Raw genomic sequence first — 16,320 nt, 5'->3', positions numbered from 1 at the left:
CCAATAGGCACAACCAATCCTGCAGGAGATCAACGTTTTTATTGAGGTTGGATATAACCTTTATTCCAAACCAATCTCCCGGCAGATGGCATTTCCGGCTATTCCTTAGCGTCCTATCTGGAGAACCGATCCAATCGGAACTAGATTTCACTCAGCGCCAAACTGGCACCTCTTGCACCAACGATAGGATGGAAACCGCTATGAGCATTTTTCAACGCATTGTGCTGTTGCTTAAGGTTTTGGTGATGCTGTCGCTTGGCACATCGGCGGCGTGGGCGAGTACCGCAACGCCTGCGCAAGGTTTTAACAGCGGTAGCGGACACGGCGGCGTCATGATGATCGCCAAGTCGGATTCCGAGGGCGGTGATGAAGGGCAGGGCGGCAGCAAGGGTGATGACGACTCGACGACCGACGAGCCGGACACTGACGACGATGACGACGGCGATAGCCAATCGTAAATCGCAGACAACATAAAACCCCTGCAACCTGATGGCTGTGCAATCGAGTTGAAGGGGTTGTAACAGTTAGCCCTGTAAATGCTGTGGGAGCCTTAGGCTCCCACATTTTTTACGCCGCGCCGTCGAGGAATTGCTCGGCGTAGTGGCACGCTACCTGGCGGCTGTCGAGCAGGCGCAGGGCCGGCTCTTCAGTGCTGCAGCGCTCGGTGGCGTACGGACAGCGCTTGTGGAACGCGCAGCCGGACGGTGGGTTCAACGGGTTGGGCAACTCGCCGACAATCTTGATTTTCGGCTTGTTGGGGTCTGGATGAATCGTCGGTGTCGCCGACAGCAGCGCCTGGGTGTACGGGTGCAATGGGCGCGCATAGATGTCGTTCTTCGGGCCCATTTCTACCGGGCGACCGAGGTACATCACCATCACGTCATCGGCAACGTGTTGCACCACTGCCAGGTTGTGCGAGATGAACACGTAAGCGGTGTTGAACTCTTGCTGCAAGTCCATGAACAGGTTCAGTACCTGCGCCTGGATCGACACGTCGAGCGCCGAGGTCGGCTCGTCCGCCACCAGCACTTTTGGCTGCAACATCATTGCGCGGGCCAAGGCAATGCGCTGGCGTTGACCGCCGGAAAACATGTGCGGATAACGCTGATAATGCTCAGGGCGCAAGCCCACCTGCTTCATCATGGCCTGCACTTTTTCGCGACGTTCGGACGCACTCAGGTTGGTGTTGATCAACAAAGGTTCGCCGAGTTGGTCACCGACTTTCTGCCGTGGGTTCAGCGATGCGTAGGGGCTTTGAAACACCATCTGCACATCTTTGCGCAATTGCTTGCGCTGGGCCTTGTCGGCGCCGGTGACTTCCTGCCCGGCGATTTTCAATGAGCCCGAAGAAGGCTCTTCGATCAGCGTCAGGGCACGGGCGAGGGTCGATTTGCCGCAACCTGATTCGCCAACGACGGCGAGGGTCTTGCCGGCTTCGAGTTCGAACGACACACCGTTGAGCGCGCGCACGGTCGCATGGCCCTTGAACAGGCCGCGCGACACTTCATAGTGACGGGTGAGGTCGCGGGCGGTAAGTACGACGGCCATTACGCCACCTCCTGATTCAGCGGGTAGAAGCAGCGGGCGAGGCTGTTGCTTTTCGGGTCGAGGCCCGGGCGTTGTTCACGGCAGGTCTCTTGCACATACGGGCAACGCGGCGACAGCAGGCAGCCTTGCGGGCGGTCATAACGACCGGGCACGATGCCGGGCAATGTCGACAGGCGCGCGGCGCCCAGGCTGTGTTCCGGAATCGCCTTGAGCAGTGCTTCGCTGTACGGGTGCGCCGGGATGTCGAACAGTTGTGGCACCTGTCCGACTTCTACCGCTTGGCCGGCATACATCACGCACACGCGCTGGGCTGTTTCGGCCACCACGGCGAGGTCGTGAGTAATCAGCACCAGGCCCATGTTCTGCTCTTTCTGCAAGGCCAGCAGCAGGTCCATGATCTGCGCCTGAATCGTTACGTCGAGGGCGGTGGTCGGCTCGTCTGCGATCAGCAGTTTCGGTTCGCCGGCAATCGCCATGGCAATGGCAACGCGTTGGCTCATACCACCGGACAGTTGATGCGGGTAGGCGTCCATACGGCTCGCGGCGCCCGGGATTTCAACTTTTTCCAGCAGTTCGATGGCACGTGCACGCGCCTGTTTGCCGGACATTTTCAAGTGCAGCTTCAGCACTTCTTCAATCTGAAAGCCAACCGTGTAGCTCGGGTTCAGCGCGGTCATCGGGTCCTGGAACACCATGGCCAGGTCTTTGCCGACGATTTGCCGGCGTTGACGATTGCTGAGTTTGAGCATGTCCTTGCCGTCGAAATTCAGGGCATCAGCAGTGACGATCCCCGGATGTTCGATCAGGCCCATCAGCGCCATCATGGTCACGGACTTGCCGGAACCCGATTCGCCAACGATGGCCAGGACTTCGCCCTTGTCCACGGCAATGTCGAGACCGTCGACCACCGGAACTGCGTTTTTATCGCCAAAGCGAACGTTGAGATTCTTGATTTCTAACAATGACATTTGAATCTCCTCAGGCGGCGTTCTTGAGTTTCGGGTCCAGCGCATCGCGCAAACCGTCACCCATCAAGTTGATTGCCAGCACGCTGAGCAAAATGGTCAAACCAGGCAGGCTTACCACCCACCAGGCGCGTTCGATGTAGTCGCGAGCCGAAGCCAGCATGGTGCCCCACTCAGGCGTTGGCGGTTGTACACCAAGGCCAAGGAAGCCCAGTGCCGCCGCATCGAGAATCGCCGATGAGAAGCTCAAGGTGGCTTGCACGATCAGCGGTGCCATGCAGTTGGGCAGCACGGTGACGAACATCAGGCGTGGCAAACCGGCACCGGCAAGGCGAGCGGCAGTCACGTAGTCGCGGTTCAATTCGCCCATCACCGCAGCGCGGGTCAGACGAACATAGGACGGCAACGAAACCACAGCGATGGCAATGATGGTGTTGATCAGGCCAGGGCCGAGGATGGCGACAATCGCCACCGCCAGCAGCAGGGACGGCAGGGCCAGCATGATGTCCATCAGACGCATGATGGTCGGGCCGAGCAAGCGCGGGAAGAACCCGGCGAAAAGGCCCAGGAGGATGCCCGGAATCAGCGACATCACCACCGACGACAAGCCGATCAGCAGTGACAGGCGCGAACCGTGGATCAGCCGCGACAGCAGGTCGCGACCCAGTTCATCGGTGCCGAGCAGGAACTGCAGCTGTCCACCTTCCAGCCAGGACGGCGGGGTCAGCAGGAAATCACGGTATTGCTCGCTCGGGTTATGCGGCGCAACCCACGGTGCGAAGAGTGCGCAGAAGATCACCAGCAGCATGAACAACAAGCCGGCAACAGCGCCTTTGTTCTTGGAGAACGCTTGCCAGAATTCTTTGTACGGGGACGGGTACAGCAGGCTTTGATCGACTGCTACCGCTGGAGTTGGAGTGGTCATGGTCATGATCTCAGCGCTGGTGACGGATGCGTGGGTTGGCAAAGCCGTAGAGGATGTCCACTACGAAGTTGACCAGAATCACCAGGCAGGCGATTAACAGGATGCCGTTCTGCACCACGGGATAGTCCCGTGCGCCGATGGCTTCAATCAGCCACTTGCCGATGCCGGGCCAGGAGAAGATGGTTTCGGTCAAAACCGCACCTGCCAGCAATGTGCCGACTTGCAGGCCGACCACGGTCAACACTGGGATCAGTGCGTTACGCAAACCGTGAACGAACACCACGCGTGCGGGCGACAGGCCTTTGGCGCGAGCGGTGCGAATGTAGTCTTCACGCAGTACTTCGAGCATCGAGGACCGGGTCATCCGCGCGATCACCGCCAGCGGAATAGTGCCGAGCACGATGGCTGGCAGGATCAAGTGATGCAACGCATCGAAGAACGCGCCGACGTCATCGGCCAGCAGCGTATCGATCAACATGAAACCGGTACGTGGCTCGATGTCGTAAAGCAGGTCGATGCGCCCGGAGACGGGCGTCCAGCCCAGCGATACCGAGAAGAACATGATCAGGATCAGGCCCCACCAGAAGATCGGCATCGAGTACCCCGCGAGGGAGATGCCCATCACCCCATGGTCGAACAGGGATCCTCGCTTGAGTGCCGCGATCACGCCGGCCAGAAGGCCCAGAATGCCGGCGAACAACAGGGCGGCCATGGACAGTTCCAGGGTCGCGGGGAAGAGTGCGGTGAATTCGGTCCATACGCTTTCACGGGTACGCAGCGATTCGCCGAGATCGCCGTGGGCCAGTTTGCCGATGTAGTCCAGGTATTGGGCATACAGCGGCTTATTCAGACCTAGGCGTTCCATTGCCTGAGCATGCATTTCGGGGTCGACTCGTCGTTCGCCCATCATTACTTCCACGGGGTCGCCAGGAATCATGCGAATCAACGCGAAAGTCAGCAAGGTGATGCCGAAGAACGTGGGGATCAATAACCCCAATCGGCGGGCAATAAAACTAAACATCGTGTGGTGTACCTCATCAGCCGGTTAGGCGTTCCCGGCATTCCTGGGTCAGAAATGCCGGTCGTTTCTTATCTACTTCACCTGGGTGGTGGCGAAGTTATTAGTGGTGAGGGGGCTAATGTGATAGCCCTCTACATTCTTGCGCATTGCAGTAAACATGCGGGTGTGGGCCAAACTGATCCATGGCTGGTCCTGGTTGAAAATAACCTGGGCCTGTTCATAGAGCGCTGCACGTTCCGCCGGGTTCACTTTAGCCCGAGCTTCATCGAGTAGCGCCTGGAACTTCTCATTGCACCAGCGCGCGTAGTTTTCGCCGTTTTTGGCCGCCTCGCAACTGAGCATAGGCGTCAGAAAATTATCCGGGTCGCCGTTGTCGCCCGCCCATCCGGCCGCCACCATGTCGTGCTCGCCATTTTTGGCGCGCTTGAGCATTTCGCCCCATTCCATGACGCGGATGTCGAGCTTGATGCCAACTTTGGCCAGATCGGCCTGCATCATCTGTGCGGCGAGCATCGGGTTGGGGTTGGTTGCGCCGCCGCCGTTGCGGGTAAACAGGGTCAGCACGGTGCCTTCCGGCATGCCGGCCTCCTTGAGCAGGGCGCGGGCCTTGTCCAGGTCATGCGCCGGGTTTTTCAACGTGTGGTTGTAGCCCAGCAAGGTGTCCGGGTACGGATTGACCGCCACGGTTGCATTGCCTTTGCCAAACAGCGCGTTGACCGCCGCTTCCTTATCGAAGGCGATGTCGATGGCTTTACGTACCCGCACATCACTCATGTACTTGTGAGTGGTGTTCATGGCGATGTACGAAACGGTCATCGCGTTCAGTTCATCGACTTTCAGGTTGGGGTCTTTCTTGATGCTGGGGATGTCGTCCGGTTTCGGGTATAGCGCGACCTGGCATTCGTTGGCCTTGAGTTTTTGCAGGCGCACGTTGTTGTCGGTGGCAATGGCCAGGATCAGTGCGTCAGCCGGTGGCTTGCCACGGAAGTAGTCCGGGTTGGCCTTGAAACGAACCTGTGCGTCCTTGTTGTAGCGCTGGAAAACGAATGGGCCAGTGCCGACCGGTTTGTTGTTCAGGTCGCCGGTCTTGTTTGCCTTGAGCAGTTGATCGGCATACTCGGCGGAATAGATCGAGGCGAACCCCATCGCGATGTCGGCCAGGAACGGCGCTTCGCGGCGGGTCAGCGTGAACTTGACGGTGTTGTCGTCGACTTTTTCAACGCTTTTCAGCAGTTCCTTGAAGCCCATGCTTTCAAAGTATGGGAAACCAACGCTCGACTGTTTGTGCCACGGGTGATTGGGGTCCAGTTGACGCTGGAAGCTCCAGAGCACGTCGTCGGCGTTCATGTCACGAGTCGGCTTGAAATATTCGGTGGTGTGAAACTTGACGCCTTTGCGCAGGTGGAACGTGTACGTCAGGCCGTCGTCACTGATGTCCCAGGACTCGGCCAGTGCCGGAATCACCTCAGTGGTGCCGGGCTTGAAATCCGCCAGACGATTGAAGATGGTTTCGGCGGCAGCGTCACCGGTGACTGCAGTTGTGTAAAGGGCGGTGTCGAACCCTTCCGGACTGTTTTCGGTACAAACCACCAGGGGTTTGGCCGAGACGCCAACAGCGACACTGAGCAAGGCGGCAGCGATGGCCGCACGTAGGGGGAGTATTTTCATAAAAAACCCTCTGCAATCGGTTGTAGAACAAAAGCCGCACGGCTGACTCATCACTGAATCAACCGGTTGGCAGGTGCATTACAGAATGTTGAATGGAACAGTGGTCACGAGACGAAACTCGTTGATGCTGCCATCCAGTTGGTTTTCGCTGGCGCGGTGCGCGGTGTAGGTTGCGCGAACAGAGGTCGCCTTGAGAGGGCCGCTCTGTACGGCGTATGAAGCACCGATACCGTATTCGTAGTGATGTTCACCGTTCATTGCCAGCACGCTGTCGTAAGCGCCGCCCTTGTAGTGCGTACCGTCGATGCCCCAGCCGCGCGCCTGGTAGATGTTGAACTTCAGGCCTGGCACGCCGTATTCCGCCATGTTCAGACCATAGGCGATCTGGAAGGATTTCTCGTTCGGGCCGTTGAAGTCCGACAGCAAGGAGTTGGCCAGGTAGATGCCGTTGGTTTCGTGCAGGTAGTCGAAGTACTCGTTACCGTTCACTTCCTGGTAGGAGAAGGTCAGGCTGTGTGCCAAGTGCGTCAGGCCCAGCGACAGGGAGTAGGTGTCGTTGTCGATCTGGCCAAGCTTGGCTTTGCCTTCGTCGACAGTCTTGTAGTAGTTCAGGCCGGTGGTCAGGCTCAGCACCGAGCTGTCACCCAACACATGGCTGGCGCCGAAGTAGTACTGGTTCCACATGTCTTCGGCCTGAGTGCCCCACAGGCTGGTGGTCAGGCTGGCGAACGGCTGGTAGGTGATGCCAGCCGTGTTCACGCGGTCGATTTCGATGATTTCGTCAGAGTATTCCGAGCGGAATTTACGCTGGCTTTCTTCGGTACGTGGCGAGTTGCGATCGAACGTGGCCAGGTCAAAGGACAGGTTTTCCAGTTCTTCGCTGTGCAGCGCCACACCCTCGAAGCTTGAAGGCAGCGGACGGTTGCCGATCACATCGACCATCGGGCTGCTGAAGTTCATGCGACCGGCAGTCAGGGTGGTATTGGAGAAGCGGGCCTTGAGGTTGGCCAGGCCCAGCTTGCTCCACTGACCTTGCGCGTTTCCGCCTTCTTTGGTCAGGGTCCGGTTGTTGCCAGCCTTTTTACGATCGCCCGGTGCGCCGCCGAAGTTGGAGGCCAGGTCTTTTTTATCTTGATCGAGCGCGATGGCATTGTAGGCCGCGACTTCAGTGCTGAAACCCACAGTGCCCTCGGTGAAGCCCGAGTTGTATTTGACGATGGTGCCTTGAACCCAGTTGATACGACGATCTGTTGGGGTCAACACGCCATTTTTGTTGTAGTTGAATTTTGCGCCACGCTTGAGTTGCTCATTGGCGTACCAGTTGCGCGTGGTGCCTGAAATTGATTGGCCTTCCACGAATCCCGTCGCTTCACTTTGGGCGCTCTTTTCTTTCACGGTAACCGGTGTGAAAGCCTGGCTTTGAGTGTCTGCGTAAGCCTGGGCGGTGATGCTGCTGATGGCCAGGGCCAGTATCGCAGTGGTGCTCAGTTTCATGGGTGAAGCTCCTTTATTTCTTTTTTTTATGCCGGTCTTTTTTTGTGATCCGGCTATTGGTTTTGAACTCATTCAAGCATCGCAAACGTTTGCTATCAGCAAAATTGGCGAATTACGGCAATACGCTTGCGTGAGGGCGGACTCCGCCCCCTGCGTTTTGGCTAATCGGTTATTGGTCGATACTGACGCCCGAGAACACGTTGCGGCCGAATGGACTCACCTTGAATCCTTCGACTTTGGCGCTTAACGGCTGGTTGACCGTCGAGTGGGCAATTGGCGTGATCGGTACCTGCTGTTTGAGGTACTGCTGCGCTTGTTTGTAAAGCACGGTGCGCTGGTCGCGATCGGTGACGATCTTGGCCTGTTTGATCAGCTTGTCGTAAGCCGGATCGCACCACATGGAGTAGTTATTGCCGCCAATGGCATCGCAGCTGTAAAGCGTGCCGAGCCAGTTGTCCGGGTCGCCATTGTCACCGGTCCAGCCAATCAGGCTGATGTCATGCTCGCCGTTCTTGGTGCGTTTGATGTACTCGCCCCATTCGTAGCTGACGATCTTGACCTTGAGGCCGATTTTCGCCCAGTCAGCCTGGAGCATTTCGGCCATCAATTTGGCGTTCGGGTTGTAAGGGCGCTGAACCGGCATCGCCCAGAGGGTGATTTCGGTGCCTTCTTTTACGCCGGCAGCCTTGAGCAATTGCTTGGCTTTTTCCGGGTTGTACTCAGTGTCTTTGATGGTCTCGTCGTAGGACCATTGCGTTGGAGGCATGGCGTTGACCGCCAACTGCCCGGCGCCCTGGTAAACGGCGTTGAGAATGCTGGGCTTGTTCACCGCCATGTCCAGCGCCTGACGTACTTCCAACTGGTCAAAAGGCTTGTGGCGAACGTTGTAGGCGATGTAGCCGAGGTTGAAACCTGGCTTCTCGATGAGCTTCAGTTTCGCGTCGTTCTTCAGGGCCGCCACATCGGCAGGGCGTGGATGCAGGGTTATCTGGCACTCGTTGGCCTTGAGTTTTTGCACGCGTACCGACGCGTCGGTGTTGATTGCAAAAATCAGGTTATCGAGTTTGACCCGGCTTGGGTCCCAGTACTGTTTGTTGCCGGTGTAACGGATGTTGGAATCTTTCTGGTAACTCTTGAACACGAACGGGCCAGTGCCAATCGGCTTCTGGTTGATGTCGCTCGGTTTGCCTGAGGCCATCAACGTGTCGGCATATTCGGCAGACAAAATGGCAGCAAAACTCATGGCGATGTTCTGGATGAACGCGGCGTCCACGCTGTTGAGCGTCATGACCACCGTCAGCGGCCCGGTCTTCTCGACCTTGGCAATGTTCTTGTTCAGGCTCATCCCGTTGAAGTAGGGGAACTCGGTTGGATAAGCCTTGCGGAATGGCTGTTGTGGATCAAGCATGCGATTGAACGTGAACAGCACGTCATCGGCATTGAAATCACGGGTGGGCTTGAAGTAACGGGTGGTGTGAAATTTCACCCCTTCACGCAGGTGAAATGTGTATTTGAGGCCGTCCTCGGAAATATCCCAACTCGTTGCCAGACCTGGTACGACGCTGGTGGCGCCTTTTTCGAATTCCACCAATCGGTTGTACAACGGCTCTGCGGCATCGTTATCGGTCGCGGTCGTGTACTGCGCGGTATCGAAGCCAGCGGGGCTGCCTTCGGAGCAGAACACCAGGCTGTTATTGGCGGCCTGGCTTATGGAAGTGGCGGCCAACAGGCCGGTGCCCAGCAATGTGGATAAAACCAAGGTATTGCGCATGACGCTTCCTTACTCGTTCTCTAAATGTTTTCAATGAGCCGCCCTGCAGCGCATGGCGATACCACTGAATCTCAAACCATCACGTGCTGCAAAACCGAGGCCCACGCATGAACTGGTCAGAACCCGACGGACAACGTCCGTGAGTCTGGCAGTAAATACGAAGAGTCCTAAAAACTCATAGGAAATAGCAACGCGTCCGAGGCTCCTGCTGTACTACGCAGATTCGGAGGCGGGCGTCTTCCTGTTTTCTCGGTAGATAAAGCAACGGCGACGTCAGTAACGTCGCCGTTGCAAAACCTTATTTGCTGACGCTGACACCATAGAAGGAGTTCAAGCCAAACGGGCTGATCTTGAAGTCCTGCACAGTAGTGCGCATGGGTTGAAACACCGTCGAGTGAGCGATAGGTGTCATTGGAACGGCGTCCTTGAGGACGTGTTGCGCTTGTTTGTACAGCTCGATGCGCTTGGACTGATCGGTCGTGCGCTTGGCTTCCTTGACGATGCCGTCGAACTTCTTGTCGCACCACTTGGAGAAGTTGTTGCCCTGCAGCGAATCGCAGCCGAACAGCACGTTCAGCCAGTTATCCGGATCACCATTGTCGCCGCTCCAGCCAATCAGCATGGCCTGGTTCTCGCCGCCCTTGGAGCGTTTGATGTACTCGCCCCACTCGTAGCTGACGATCTTGACCTTAAGGCCGATCTTCGCCCAGTCGGACTGCAGCATTTCGGCCATCAGTTTGGCGTTAGGGTTGTACGGACGCTGAACCGGCATCGCCCACAGAACGATTTCGGTGCCTTCCTTGACGCCTGCTTCCTTGAGCAGCTCTTTGGCTTTCTCAGGGTCGTACTTGGCATCTTTGATGGTGGTGTCGTAGGACCATTGGGTCGGCGGCATGGCGTTAACGGCCAATTGGCCTGCACCTTGGTAAACCGAGTCGATGATTTGCTGTTTATTGACGGCCATGTCCAGCGCTTGACGCACTTTAAGCTGCGACAGCGGGTTTGGTTGGTCGCTGCCCTTGACCTTGTCCATCACGTTGTAGGCGATGTAACCCAGGTTGAAACCAGCCTGGTCAGGCACTTTCAGGGTCTTGTCTTCCTGCAACGCCTTCAGGTCGGCCGGGCGTGGGAACAGAGTGATCTGGCACTCGTTCTTTTTCAGCTTCTGAATACGCACTGACGGGTCAGTGGTGATGGCGAAGATCAGGTTGTCGATCTTGACGTCTTCAGGCTTCCAGTAATCCTTGTTCCCGGTGTAGCGGATGTTGGAATCTTTCTGGTAGCTCTTGAACACAAACGGACCAGTGCCGATCGGCTTCTGGTTGATGTCGGAGGCTTTGCCTTCCTTGAGCAGCTGTGCCGCGTATTCGGCAGATTGCACCGAAGCGAAGCTCATGGCCATGTTCTGGATGAACGCGGCGTCAACTTCCTTGAGGGTGAACTTGACGGTGTGGTCGTCGACTTTATCGATCTTGGTGATGTTGGTGTCCATCCCCATGTCGGTGAAGTACGGGAATTCAGTCGGGTAGGCCTTACGGAACGGGTCATCCTTGTTAATCATGCGATTAAAGGTGAACAGCACGTCGTCAGCGTTGAACTCGCGAGTTGGCTTGAAATACGGGGTGGTATGGAACTTCACGCCTTCACGCAAGTGGAAGGTGTAAGTCAGGCCATCGTCAGAGATGTCCCACTTGGTTGCCAGGCCAGGAACAACAGCGGTGCCGCCGCGCTCGAACTGGGTCAGGCGGTTGAACATGGTTTCTGCAGAGGCGTCGAAGTCGGTTCCGGTGGTGTACTGACCAGGATCAAAACCGGCCGGGCTCCCTTCGGAGCAAAACACCAGGTTAGTCGCCGCTTGGGCGAAAGGAGCGCTAACTAATAAGCCTGCGCTGACTAAAAACGGAATGACCGCGTGTTTAAGCATGGTGGCCTCATGATTTGTTGTCATTTTTGGAATTAGAGGACGACCTCGTGAGTCGTGCCTGCGGATACTTATGCAGGGGTCGTACCCATTGCAAGAACAGTAGCGGCCACAAGCGTTAAACAGTGGTACGAGCGTACCTTAATGTCGCATATGTATAATTTTTGACGCATTTGATCGTTTGCGCGTGATTTTTACAGTGCAATTGACGCACCAAGGCAGTGCGTTTCGGGTGCTTTGCGCACCCGGTTGGCGCTGGGTGTTACTTATTTATACCCACCCCGTAGAACGGTGTGAGGCCAAATGGGCTGATTTTGAAGTCAGTCACTTCCTTGCGCAGAGGCTGAAACACGGTTGAGTTCGCGATGGGCGTAATCGGAACCTGTTGCTTCAGAATTTGCTGAGCCTGTTGATAAAGTTTGATCCGCTGCTGTTTATCAGTCGAAACCTTGGCCTGCTGCACAAGCTTGTCGTAAGCCGGGTCGCACCACTTCGCGTAGTTGCTGCCTTTTACGGCGGCACAGCTGTAAAGCACACCGAGCCAGTTGTCCGGGTCACCGTTATCGCCGGTCCAGCCATAAATCATCGCGTCGTGTTCACCGTTCTTGGCGCGCTTGATGTATTCGCCCCACTCGTAGCTGACGATATTGGCGTTGATCCCGACCTTCGCCCAATCCTGCTGGATCATCTGGGCCGACATTCGCGCATTCGGGTTCGAGGCGCGCTGCACGGTCATGGCCCACAGATTGATAGTGGTACCGGGTGCTACGCCTGCTTCTTTTAGCAGTTCGCGTGCCTTTGTCGGGTCATAAGGTGCGTCTTTGATGTTTGGGTCATATGACCACTGTGCCGGTGGCAAAGCGTTTTGGGCCAGTTGCCCGGCACTCTGGTAGACCGCTTTGATGATTGCCGGTTTGTCGATGGCCATGTCCAGCGCCTGGCGCACCTTGAGTTGATCCAGCGGCGGATGGGTCACGTTGTAGGCCAGGAAGCCAAGGTTGAAGCCTGCTTGCTTGAGCACGCGCAAGTTGGGGTCTTGTTCCATCACTTCAATGTCGGCAGGGCGCGGATAGCCGCTGACCTGGCATTCGCCGGCCTTGAGTTTCTGCAAACGAACGGCGGCATCCGGGGTGATCGAGAACACCAGATTGTCGATTTTTATGTCCTCGGGTTTCCAGTACGCCTTGTTGGCGGTGTAGCGGATCTGCGAGTCCTTTTGATAGCGCTTGAACACAAACGGGCCAGTGCCGATGGGCTTCTGGTTGATGTCCGCGGCTTTGCCTTCTTTTAACAGTTGAGCGCCGTACTCGGCGGATTGCACCGAGGCAAAACTCATTGCCAGGTTCTGAATGAACGCCGCATCGATGTTGTTGAGGCTGAAACGCACGGTGTGCTCGTCGATTTTGTCGACGCTCTTGATCGTTTTGTTCAGGTCCATGTCGGTGAAGTAGGGCGATTCAGCGGGGTAAGCTTTGCGAAAAGCATTGTCCGGATCGAGCAGCCGCTGGAAGGTGAACAACACGTCGTCGGCATTAAAATCGCGAGTCGGGGTGAAATAGTCGGTGGTGTGAAACTTCACACCGTCGCGCAGGTGGAAGGTGTAACTGAGGCCATCGCTGGAAATGTCCCAGCGGGTTGCCAGTCCGGGTTCCACTTCTGTGCCGCCGCGTTTGAATTGTGTGAGGCGGTTGAATACCGTTTCGGCGGAAGCGTCGAAGTCGGTGCCGCTGGTGTATTGGCTGGGATCGAAACCCGCCGGGCTGGCTTCGGAGCAGTAGACCAGGGTTGTGGCGGCCTGAGCCAGTGGCGCGGTGGTTGCGATAGCTAGAGCGAGCAGCAATGGTTTGACGGTGGTTCTTTGCATGGAGTCCCCGAGGATGTGGGCAGCGTCATTTTCCTCAGAGTAGCTGTGTTGGCGCAGAGGGCGGAAATACCGTTTTTTCAGGGTGTCCCTCTATCTGGGCATAGACCGCTAACGCGAGCGGGCTCGCTAACACCTCCCACATTGAAATGCATTCCCCTGTGGGTGCGAGCCTGCTCGCGAAGCGGTGGGTCAATCAATAACGCTGCGACTGACCCACGCGTGCATCAAGGCAGCAACACTTCAATCGAGCCGTCTGCGGTCATGCTGACCTGGCTAGTGCCGGCCTCGACGTCTGGCGTCACTGGCGCGGCGTCCATGCTGGCGGCTTTCATCATCATCGGCCCGCGCATGTACGGTTGTGGATAACCGTTGCTGTTCAGGTTCAGGTTAACGATTTTGTAGCCCTTGCCGCCCAATGCCTCGGTGGCCAGTTGAGCGCGAGCCTTGAACGCGGTGACCGCGTCTTTAAGCAGCGCATCTTCACTGGCCTTGCGGGTTGGCGTGGCGATAGCGAAATCCATGCCGCCCATTTTCAGGTCGGTGAGCAATTCGCCGGTCAGCTTCGACAGCGCGGCAAAGTCCGAGCTTTCCAGGCGAAGTTCGGCGCGTTCACGCCAGCCAGTGATTTTCTGGCCCTTGGTGTCGTAAATCGGGTAGCTGTTGCGGCTGCCCTGACGCAAGGTGATGTCTTTGACTTGCTTGGCCTGGGCCAGTGCCTTGTTCATGGTGGTGCTGACGTCGGCGGCAAGCTTGGCCGGATCGCTGTTCTGATCTTCGGTATAGAGCGTCACGATCATCAGGTCGCGAGCCACTTCCTGGCTGACTTCGGCGCGCAGGGAGATCTGGTTGTAATGCAGTTCGTCGGCGGCGAGGGCCGGGAGGCTGGCGACGGTGCCAGCACTGAGGGCGAGGAGGGCGGCGCTGCGGCGGAAAGTGTGCATGAAAACTCCTTGGACTGTGCGCAGGGGTTAAGGTCCTAGCCTGCGTGAAACCATCAGACTCTAGCTTCAATGATCCAGTTCGCCCAGTTACAACTTCTATACAGATGGTTTGAGGCTGAACCTGTGGTGAGGAAATTTATCCCCGTTGGGTGGCGAAGCCGCGCCAAAATTCACAAGCGATTCTTGCCCGCCAGTTTCAGGACGATGTTTGCGACGGCTTCGCAGCCGAACAGCCATAAACCCCCTCGCCACAAAAACCTCCAAGGCATTCGCCCATGTGGTCGTTTGCCGCACTTTCTCCCCTGAGGCCACGGCTTGGTTATACTCCGTGCGATCCGCCTGGAGCACTCATCAGGAGAGCTCATGCTCGCCCCCGTTCAAATCACTTCCGCTACTCGCCAGAACCTCTGGCGGCTGACGTTCATCCGCACGCTGGTACTCGCCGCTCAGGCCGGTTCCGTGGGCCTGGCCTACTGGCTCGACTTGTTGCCACTGCCCTGGTTTCAATTGGCTGCGACGCTCGGTTGCTCGATGTTGTTGTGTGCGTTCACGGCGATTCGCTTGCGTACCACATGGCCGGTGACCGAACTCGAATACGCCGTGCAACTGGCCTGTGACCTGTTTATCCACAGCGCCCTGTTGTATTTCTCCGGTGGTTCGACCAACCCGTTTGTCTCTTATTACCTGGTGCCGCTGACCATCGCCGCCGTGACGTTGCCATGGCGCTATTCGGTGATTTTGTCCGGCATCGCCTTGACGATGTACACCTTGTTGCTGGCGCGTTTCTATCCGCTGCAAACCTTTCCGATCGCGCGCGAAAGCCTGCAGGTCTACGGAATGTGGTTGAGTTTCGCGCTGGCCGCTGCGGTCATCACCTTCTTCGCCGCGCGCATGGCCGAAGAGCTGCGTCGCCAGGAAGAGTTGCGCGCCATTCGCCGCGAAGAAGGCCTGCGCGACCAGCAATTGCTCGCTGTTGCGACGCAGGCGGCCGGTGCCGCCCATGAACTGGGCACCCCGCTTGCGACCATGAGCGTGCTGCTCAAGGAAATGCAGCAGGACCATCCAGACCCCATGTTGCAGGACGATCTGAAGGTGCTGCAGGATCAAGTCAAACTCTGCAAACAAACCTTGCAGCAATTGGTGCGCGCCGCCGAGGCCAATCGCCGTTTGGCGGTAGAGATGCAGGACGTTACCGATTGGCTCGACGAGGCGTTGAATCGCTGGCACTTGATGCGTCCGGAGGCCAGTTACCGCTTCCAGCGTCTGGGCCAAGGCACTGTGCCGCGCCTGGCGCCGCCGCCGGATTTGACGCAAGCGCTCCTCAATTTGCTGAACAACGCTGCCGACGCATGCCCTGAAGGCTTGCAAGTGACCCTGGATTGGAATGCCGACGATTTGACCATCAGCATTCGCGACCACGGTGCCGGTGTGCCACTGGCCATTGCAGAACAAATCGGCAAACCGTTTTTTACCACCAAGGGCAAAGGTTTCGGCCTGGGCCTGTTTTTGAGCAAGGCAAGCGTGACACGCGCCGGCGGCTCAGTGAAACTCTACAGTCATGAGGAAGGCGGTACGCTCACCGAGCTGCGCCTGCCCCGTGTTGCCCGAGGAGACGAACATGAGTGACGATATTCAAGTCGAAGGCGAAGGCGAAGAACTGCCGCATTTGCTGTTGGTAGACGACGACGCAACCTTTACCCGGGTGATGGCCCGCGCCATGGCTCGCCGTGGTTTTCGCGTGAGCACTGCGGGTTCCGCCGAAGAAGGCCTGACCATCGCTCAAGCCGACTTGCCGGACTACGCCGCACTGGACCTGAAAATGGACGGCGACTCGGGCCTGGTATTGCTGCCCAAGCTGCTTGAGCTGGACCCGGAAATGCGCGTGGTGATCCTCACCGGTTATTCGAGCATTGCCACCGCCGTCGAGGCGATCAAACGCGGTGCCTGCAATTACTTGTGCAAACCGGCGGACGCCGACGATGTGCTGGCCGCGCTGCTCTCCGAACACGCTGACCTCGACACGCTGGTGCCGGAAAACCCGATGTCGGTGGACCGTCTGCAGTGGGAGCACATTCAGCGCGTACTGACCGAACATGAAGGCAACATCTCCGCCACTGCCCGCGCCTTGGGCATGCACCGCCGCACCCTGCAGCGCAAACTGCAGAAACGTCCCGTTCGCCGCTGAACCTGCGCTGAACGAAT

At 57.4% G+C, this 16,320-nt stretch carries 13 protein-coding genes; 3 read left to right on the top strand and 10 right to left on the bottom strand.

Features of this window, described 5'->3' with window-relative positions:
- The first annotated feature begins 200 nt into the window (after positions 1 to 200).
- Positions 201 to 458 (top strand): hypothetical protein, encoded by a 258-nt coding sequence (locus tag ACQR3R_RS16370; protein ID WP_428273315.1) that lies wholly within the window; start codon positions 201 to 203, stop codon positions 456 to 458.
- A 109-nt stretch (positions 459 to 567) separates the two neighbouring features.
- Here ACQR3R_RS16370 and ACQR3R_RS16365 read toward each other — a convergent pair whose 3' ends face one another.
- The 10 genes from ACQR3R_RS16365 to ACQR3R_RS16320 all read right to left on the bottom strand — a co-directional run bounded on the left by ACQR3R_RS16365 (position 568) and on the right by ACQR3R_RS16320 (position 14,118).
- Positions 568 to 1,548, bottom strand: coding sequence for a dipeptide ABC transporter ATP-binding protein (locus ACQR3R_RS16365; protein WP_428273314.1), 981 nt, complete (start codon positions 1,546 to 1,548; stop codon positions 568 to 570).
- Positions 1,548 to 2,516, bottom strand: coding sequence for an oligopeptide/dipeptide ABC transporter ATP-binding protein (locus ACQR3R_RS16360; RefSeq protein ID WP_428273313.1), 969 nt, complete (start codon positions 2,514 to 2,516; stop codon positions 1,548 to 1,550). Before ACQR3R_RS16360 ends, ACQR3R_RS16365 begins: the two co-directional genes overlap by 1 nt.
- A gap of 10 nt (positions 2,517 to 2,526) precedes the next feature.
- Positions 2,527 to 3,438: an ABC transporter permease subunit gene (locus ACQR3R_RS16355; RefSeq protein ID WP_428273312.1), complete on the bottom strand. Its 912-nt coding sequence runs from the start codon at positions 3,436 to 3,438 to the stop codon at positions 2,527 to 2,529.
- 10 nt (positions 3,439 to 3,448) lie between these two features.
- The gene (locus tag ACQR3R_RS16350) at positions 3,449 to 4,459 is read right to left on the bottom strand and encodes an ABC transporter permease subunit (protein ID WP_428273311.1); all 1,011 of its coding nucleotides are present in this window, start codon (positions 4,457 to 4,459) and stop codon (positions 3,449 to 3,451) included.
- 72 nt (positions 4,460 to 4,531) lie between these two features.
- A complete protein-coding gene (locus ACQR3R_RS16345) occupies positions 4,532 to 6,127 on the bottom strand; it encodes an ABC transporter substrate-binding protein (protein ID WP_428273310.1) in 1,596 nt (531 codons plus the stop codon).
- 78 nt (positions 6,128 to 6,205) lie between these two features.
- Positions 6,206 to 7,621, bottom strand: a complete 1,416-nt coding sequence (locus ACQR3R_RS16340) for an OprD family outer membrane porin (protein ID WP_428273309.1) — start codon at positions 7,619 to 7,621, stop codon at positions 6,206 to 6,208.
- Positions 7,622 to 7,790: 169 nt separating this feature from the next.
- Positions 7,791 to 9,392: an ABC transporter substrate-binding protein gene (locus ACQR3R_RS16335; protein WP_428273308.1), complete on the bottom strand. Its 1,602-nt coding sequence runs from the start codon at positions 9,390 to 9,392 to the stop codon at positions 7,791 to 7,793.
- Positions 9,393 to 9,690: 298 nt separating this feature from the next.
- Positions 9,691 to 11,316, bottom strand: a complete 1,626-nt coding sequence (locus ACQR3R_RS16330; protein WP_428273307.1) for an ABC transporter substrate-binding protein — start codon at positions 11,314 to 11,316, stop codon at positions 9,691 to 9,693.
- A gap of 259 nt (positions 11,317 to 11,575) precedes the next feature.
- Entirely contained in the window at positions 11,576 to 13,177 is a 1,602-nt protein-coding gene (locus ACQR3R_RS16325) for an ABC transporter substrate-binding protein (RefSeq protein ID WP_428273306.1), read from the bottom strand.
- Positions 13,178 to 13,401: 224 nt separating this feature from the next.
- Positions 13,402 to 14,118: an SIMPL domain-containing protein gene (locus ACQR3R_RS16320; RefSeq protein ID WP_428273305.1), complete on the bottom strand. Its 717-nt coding sequence runs from the start codon at positions 14,116 to 14,118 to the stop codon at positions 13,402 to 13,404.
- A gap of 363 nt (positions 14,119 to 14,481) precedes the next feature.
- Between ACQR3R_RS16320 and ACQR3R_RS16315 the strand changes: the two genes are divergently transcribed.
- Together ACQR3R_RS16315 and ACQR3R_RS16310 are read left to right on the top strand one after the other, a co-directional pair.
- Positions 14,482 to 15,744 carry an ATP-binding protein gene (locus tag ACQR3R_RS16315; RefSeq protein ID WP_428273304.1) on the top strand — a complete coding sequence of 421 codons (1,263 nt, stop codon included), beginning with the start codon at positions 14,482 to 14,484 and terminating at the stop codon, positions 15,742 to 15,744.
- A complete protein-coding gene (locus ACQR3R_RS16310) occupies positions 15,737 to 16,303 on the top strand; it encodes a response regulator transcription factor (protein ID WP_045061485.1) in 567 nt (188 codons plus the stop codon). The genes ACQR3R_RS16315 and ACQR3R_RS16310 overlap by 8 nt, the downstream gene beginning before the upstream one ends.
- Positions 16,304 to 16,320 lie beyond the last annotated feature (17 nt).

This window comes from Gordonia sp. IEGM753, assembly GCF_050321825.1.
Lineage (GTDB): Bacteria > Pseudomonadota > Gammaproteobacteria > Pseudomonadales > Pseudomonadaceae > Aquipseudomonas.
Note: the sequence above shows the minus strand (reverse complement) of the source record. Positions and strands in the feature narration are given on the sequence as shown.

Coding starts and splice junctions, on each gene's coding strand:
- ACQR3R_RS16370 (WP_428273315.1), top strand. CDS start 201: ATGAGCATTTTTCAACGCATTGTGCTGTTGCTTAAGGTTTTGGTGATG.
- ACQR3R_RS16365 (WP_428273314.1), bottom strand. CDS start 1,548: ATGGCCGTCGTACTTACCGCCCGCGACCTCACCCGTCACTATGAAGTG.
- ACQR3R_RS16360 (WP_428273313.1), bottom strand. CDS start 2,516: ATGTCATTGTTAGAAATCAAGAATCTCAACGTTCGCTTTGGCGATAAA.
- ACQR3R_RS16355 (WP_428273312.1), bottom strand. CDS start 3,438: ATGACCACTCCAACTCCAGCGGTAGCAGTCGATCAAAGCCTGCTGTAC.
- ACQR3R_RS16350 (WP_428273311.1), bottom strand. CDS start 4,459: ATGTTTAGTTTTATTGCCCGCCGATTGGGGTTATTGATCCCCACGTTC.
- ACQR3R_RS16345 (WP_428273310.1), bottom strand. CDS start 6,127: ATGAAAATACTCCCCCTACGTGCGGCCATCGCTGCCGCCTTGCTCAGT.
- ACQR3R_RS16340 (WP_428273309.1), bottom strand. CDS start 7,621: ATGAAACTGAGCACCACTGCGATACTGGCCCTGGCCATCAGCAGCATC.
- ACQR3R_RS16335 (WP_428273308.1), bottom strand. CDS start 9,392: ATGCGCAATACCTTGGTTTTATCCACATTGCTGGGCACCGGCCTGTTG.
- ACQR3R_RS16330 (WP_428273307.1), bottom strand. CDS start 11,316: ATGCTTAAACACGCGGTCATTCCGTTTTTAGTCAGCGCAGGCTTATTA.
- ACQR3R_RS16325 (WP_428273306.1), bottom strand. CDS start 13,177: ATGCAAAGAACCACCGTCAAACCATTGCTGCTCGCTCTAGCTATCGCA.
- ACQR3R_RS16320 (WP_428273305.1), bottom strand. CDS start 14,118: ATGCACACTTTCCGCCGCAGCGCCGCCCTCCTCGCCCTCAGTGCTGGC.
- ACQR3R_RS16315 (WP_428273304.1), top strand. CDS start 14,482: ATGCTCGCCCCCGTTCAAATCACTTCCGCTACTCGCCAGAACCTCTGG.
- ACQR3R_RS16310 (WP_045061485.1), top strand. CDS start 15,737: ATGAGTGACGATATTCAAGTCGAAGGCGAAGGCGAAGAACTGCCGCAT.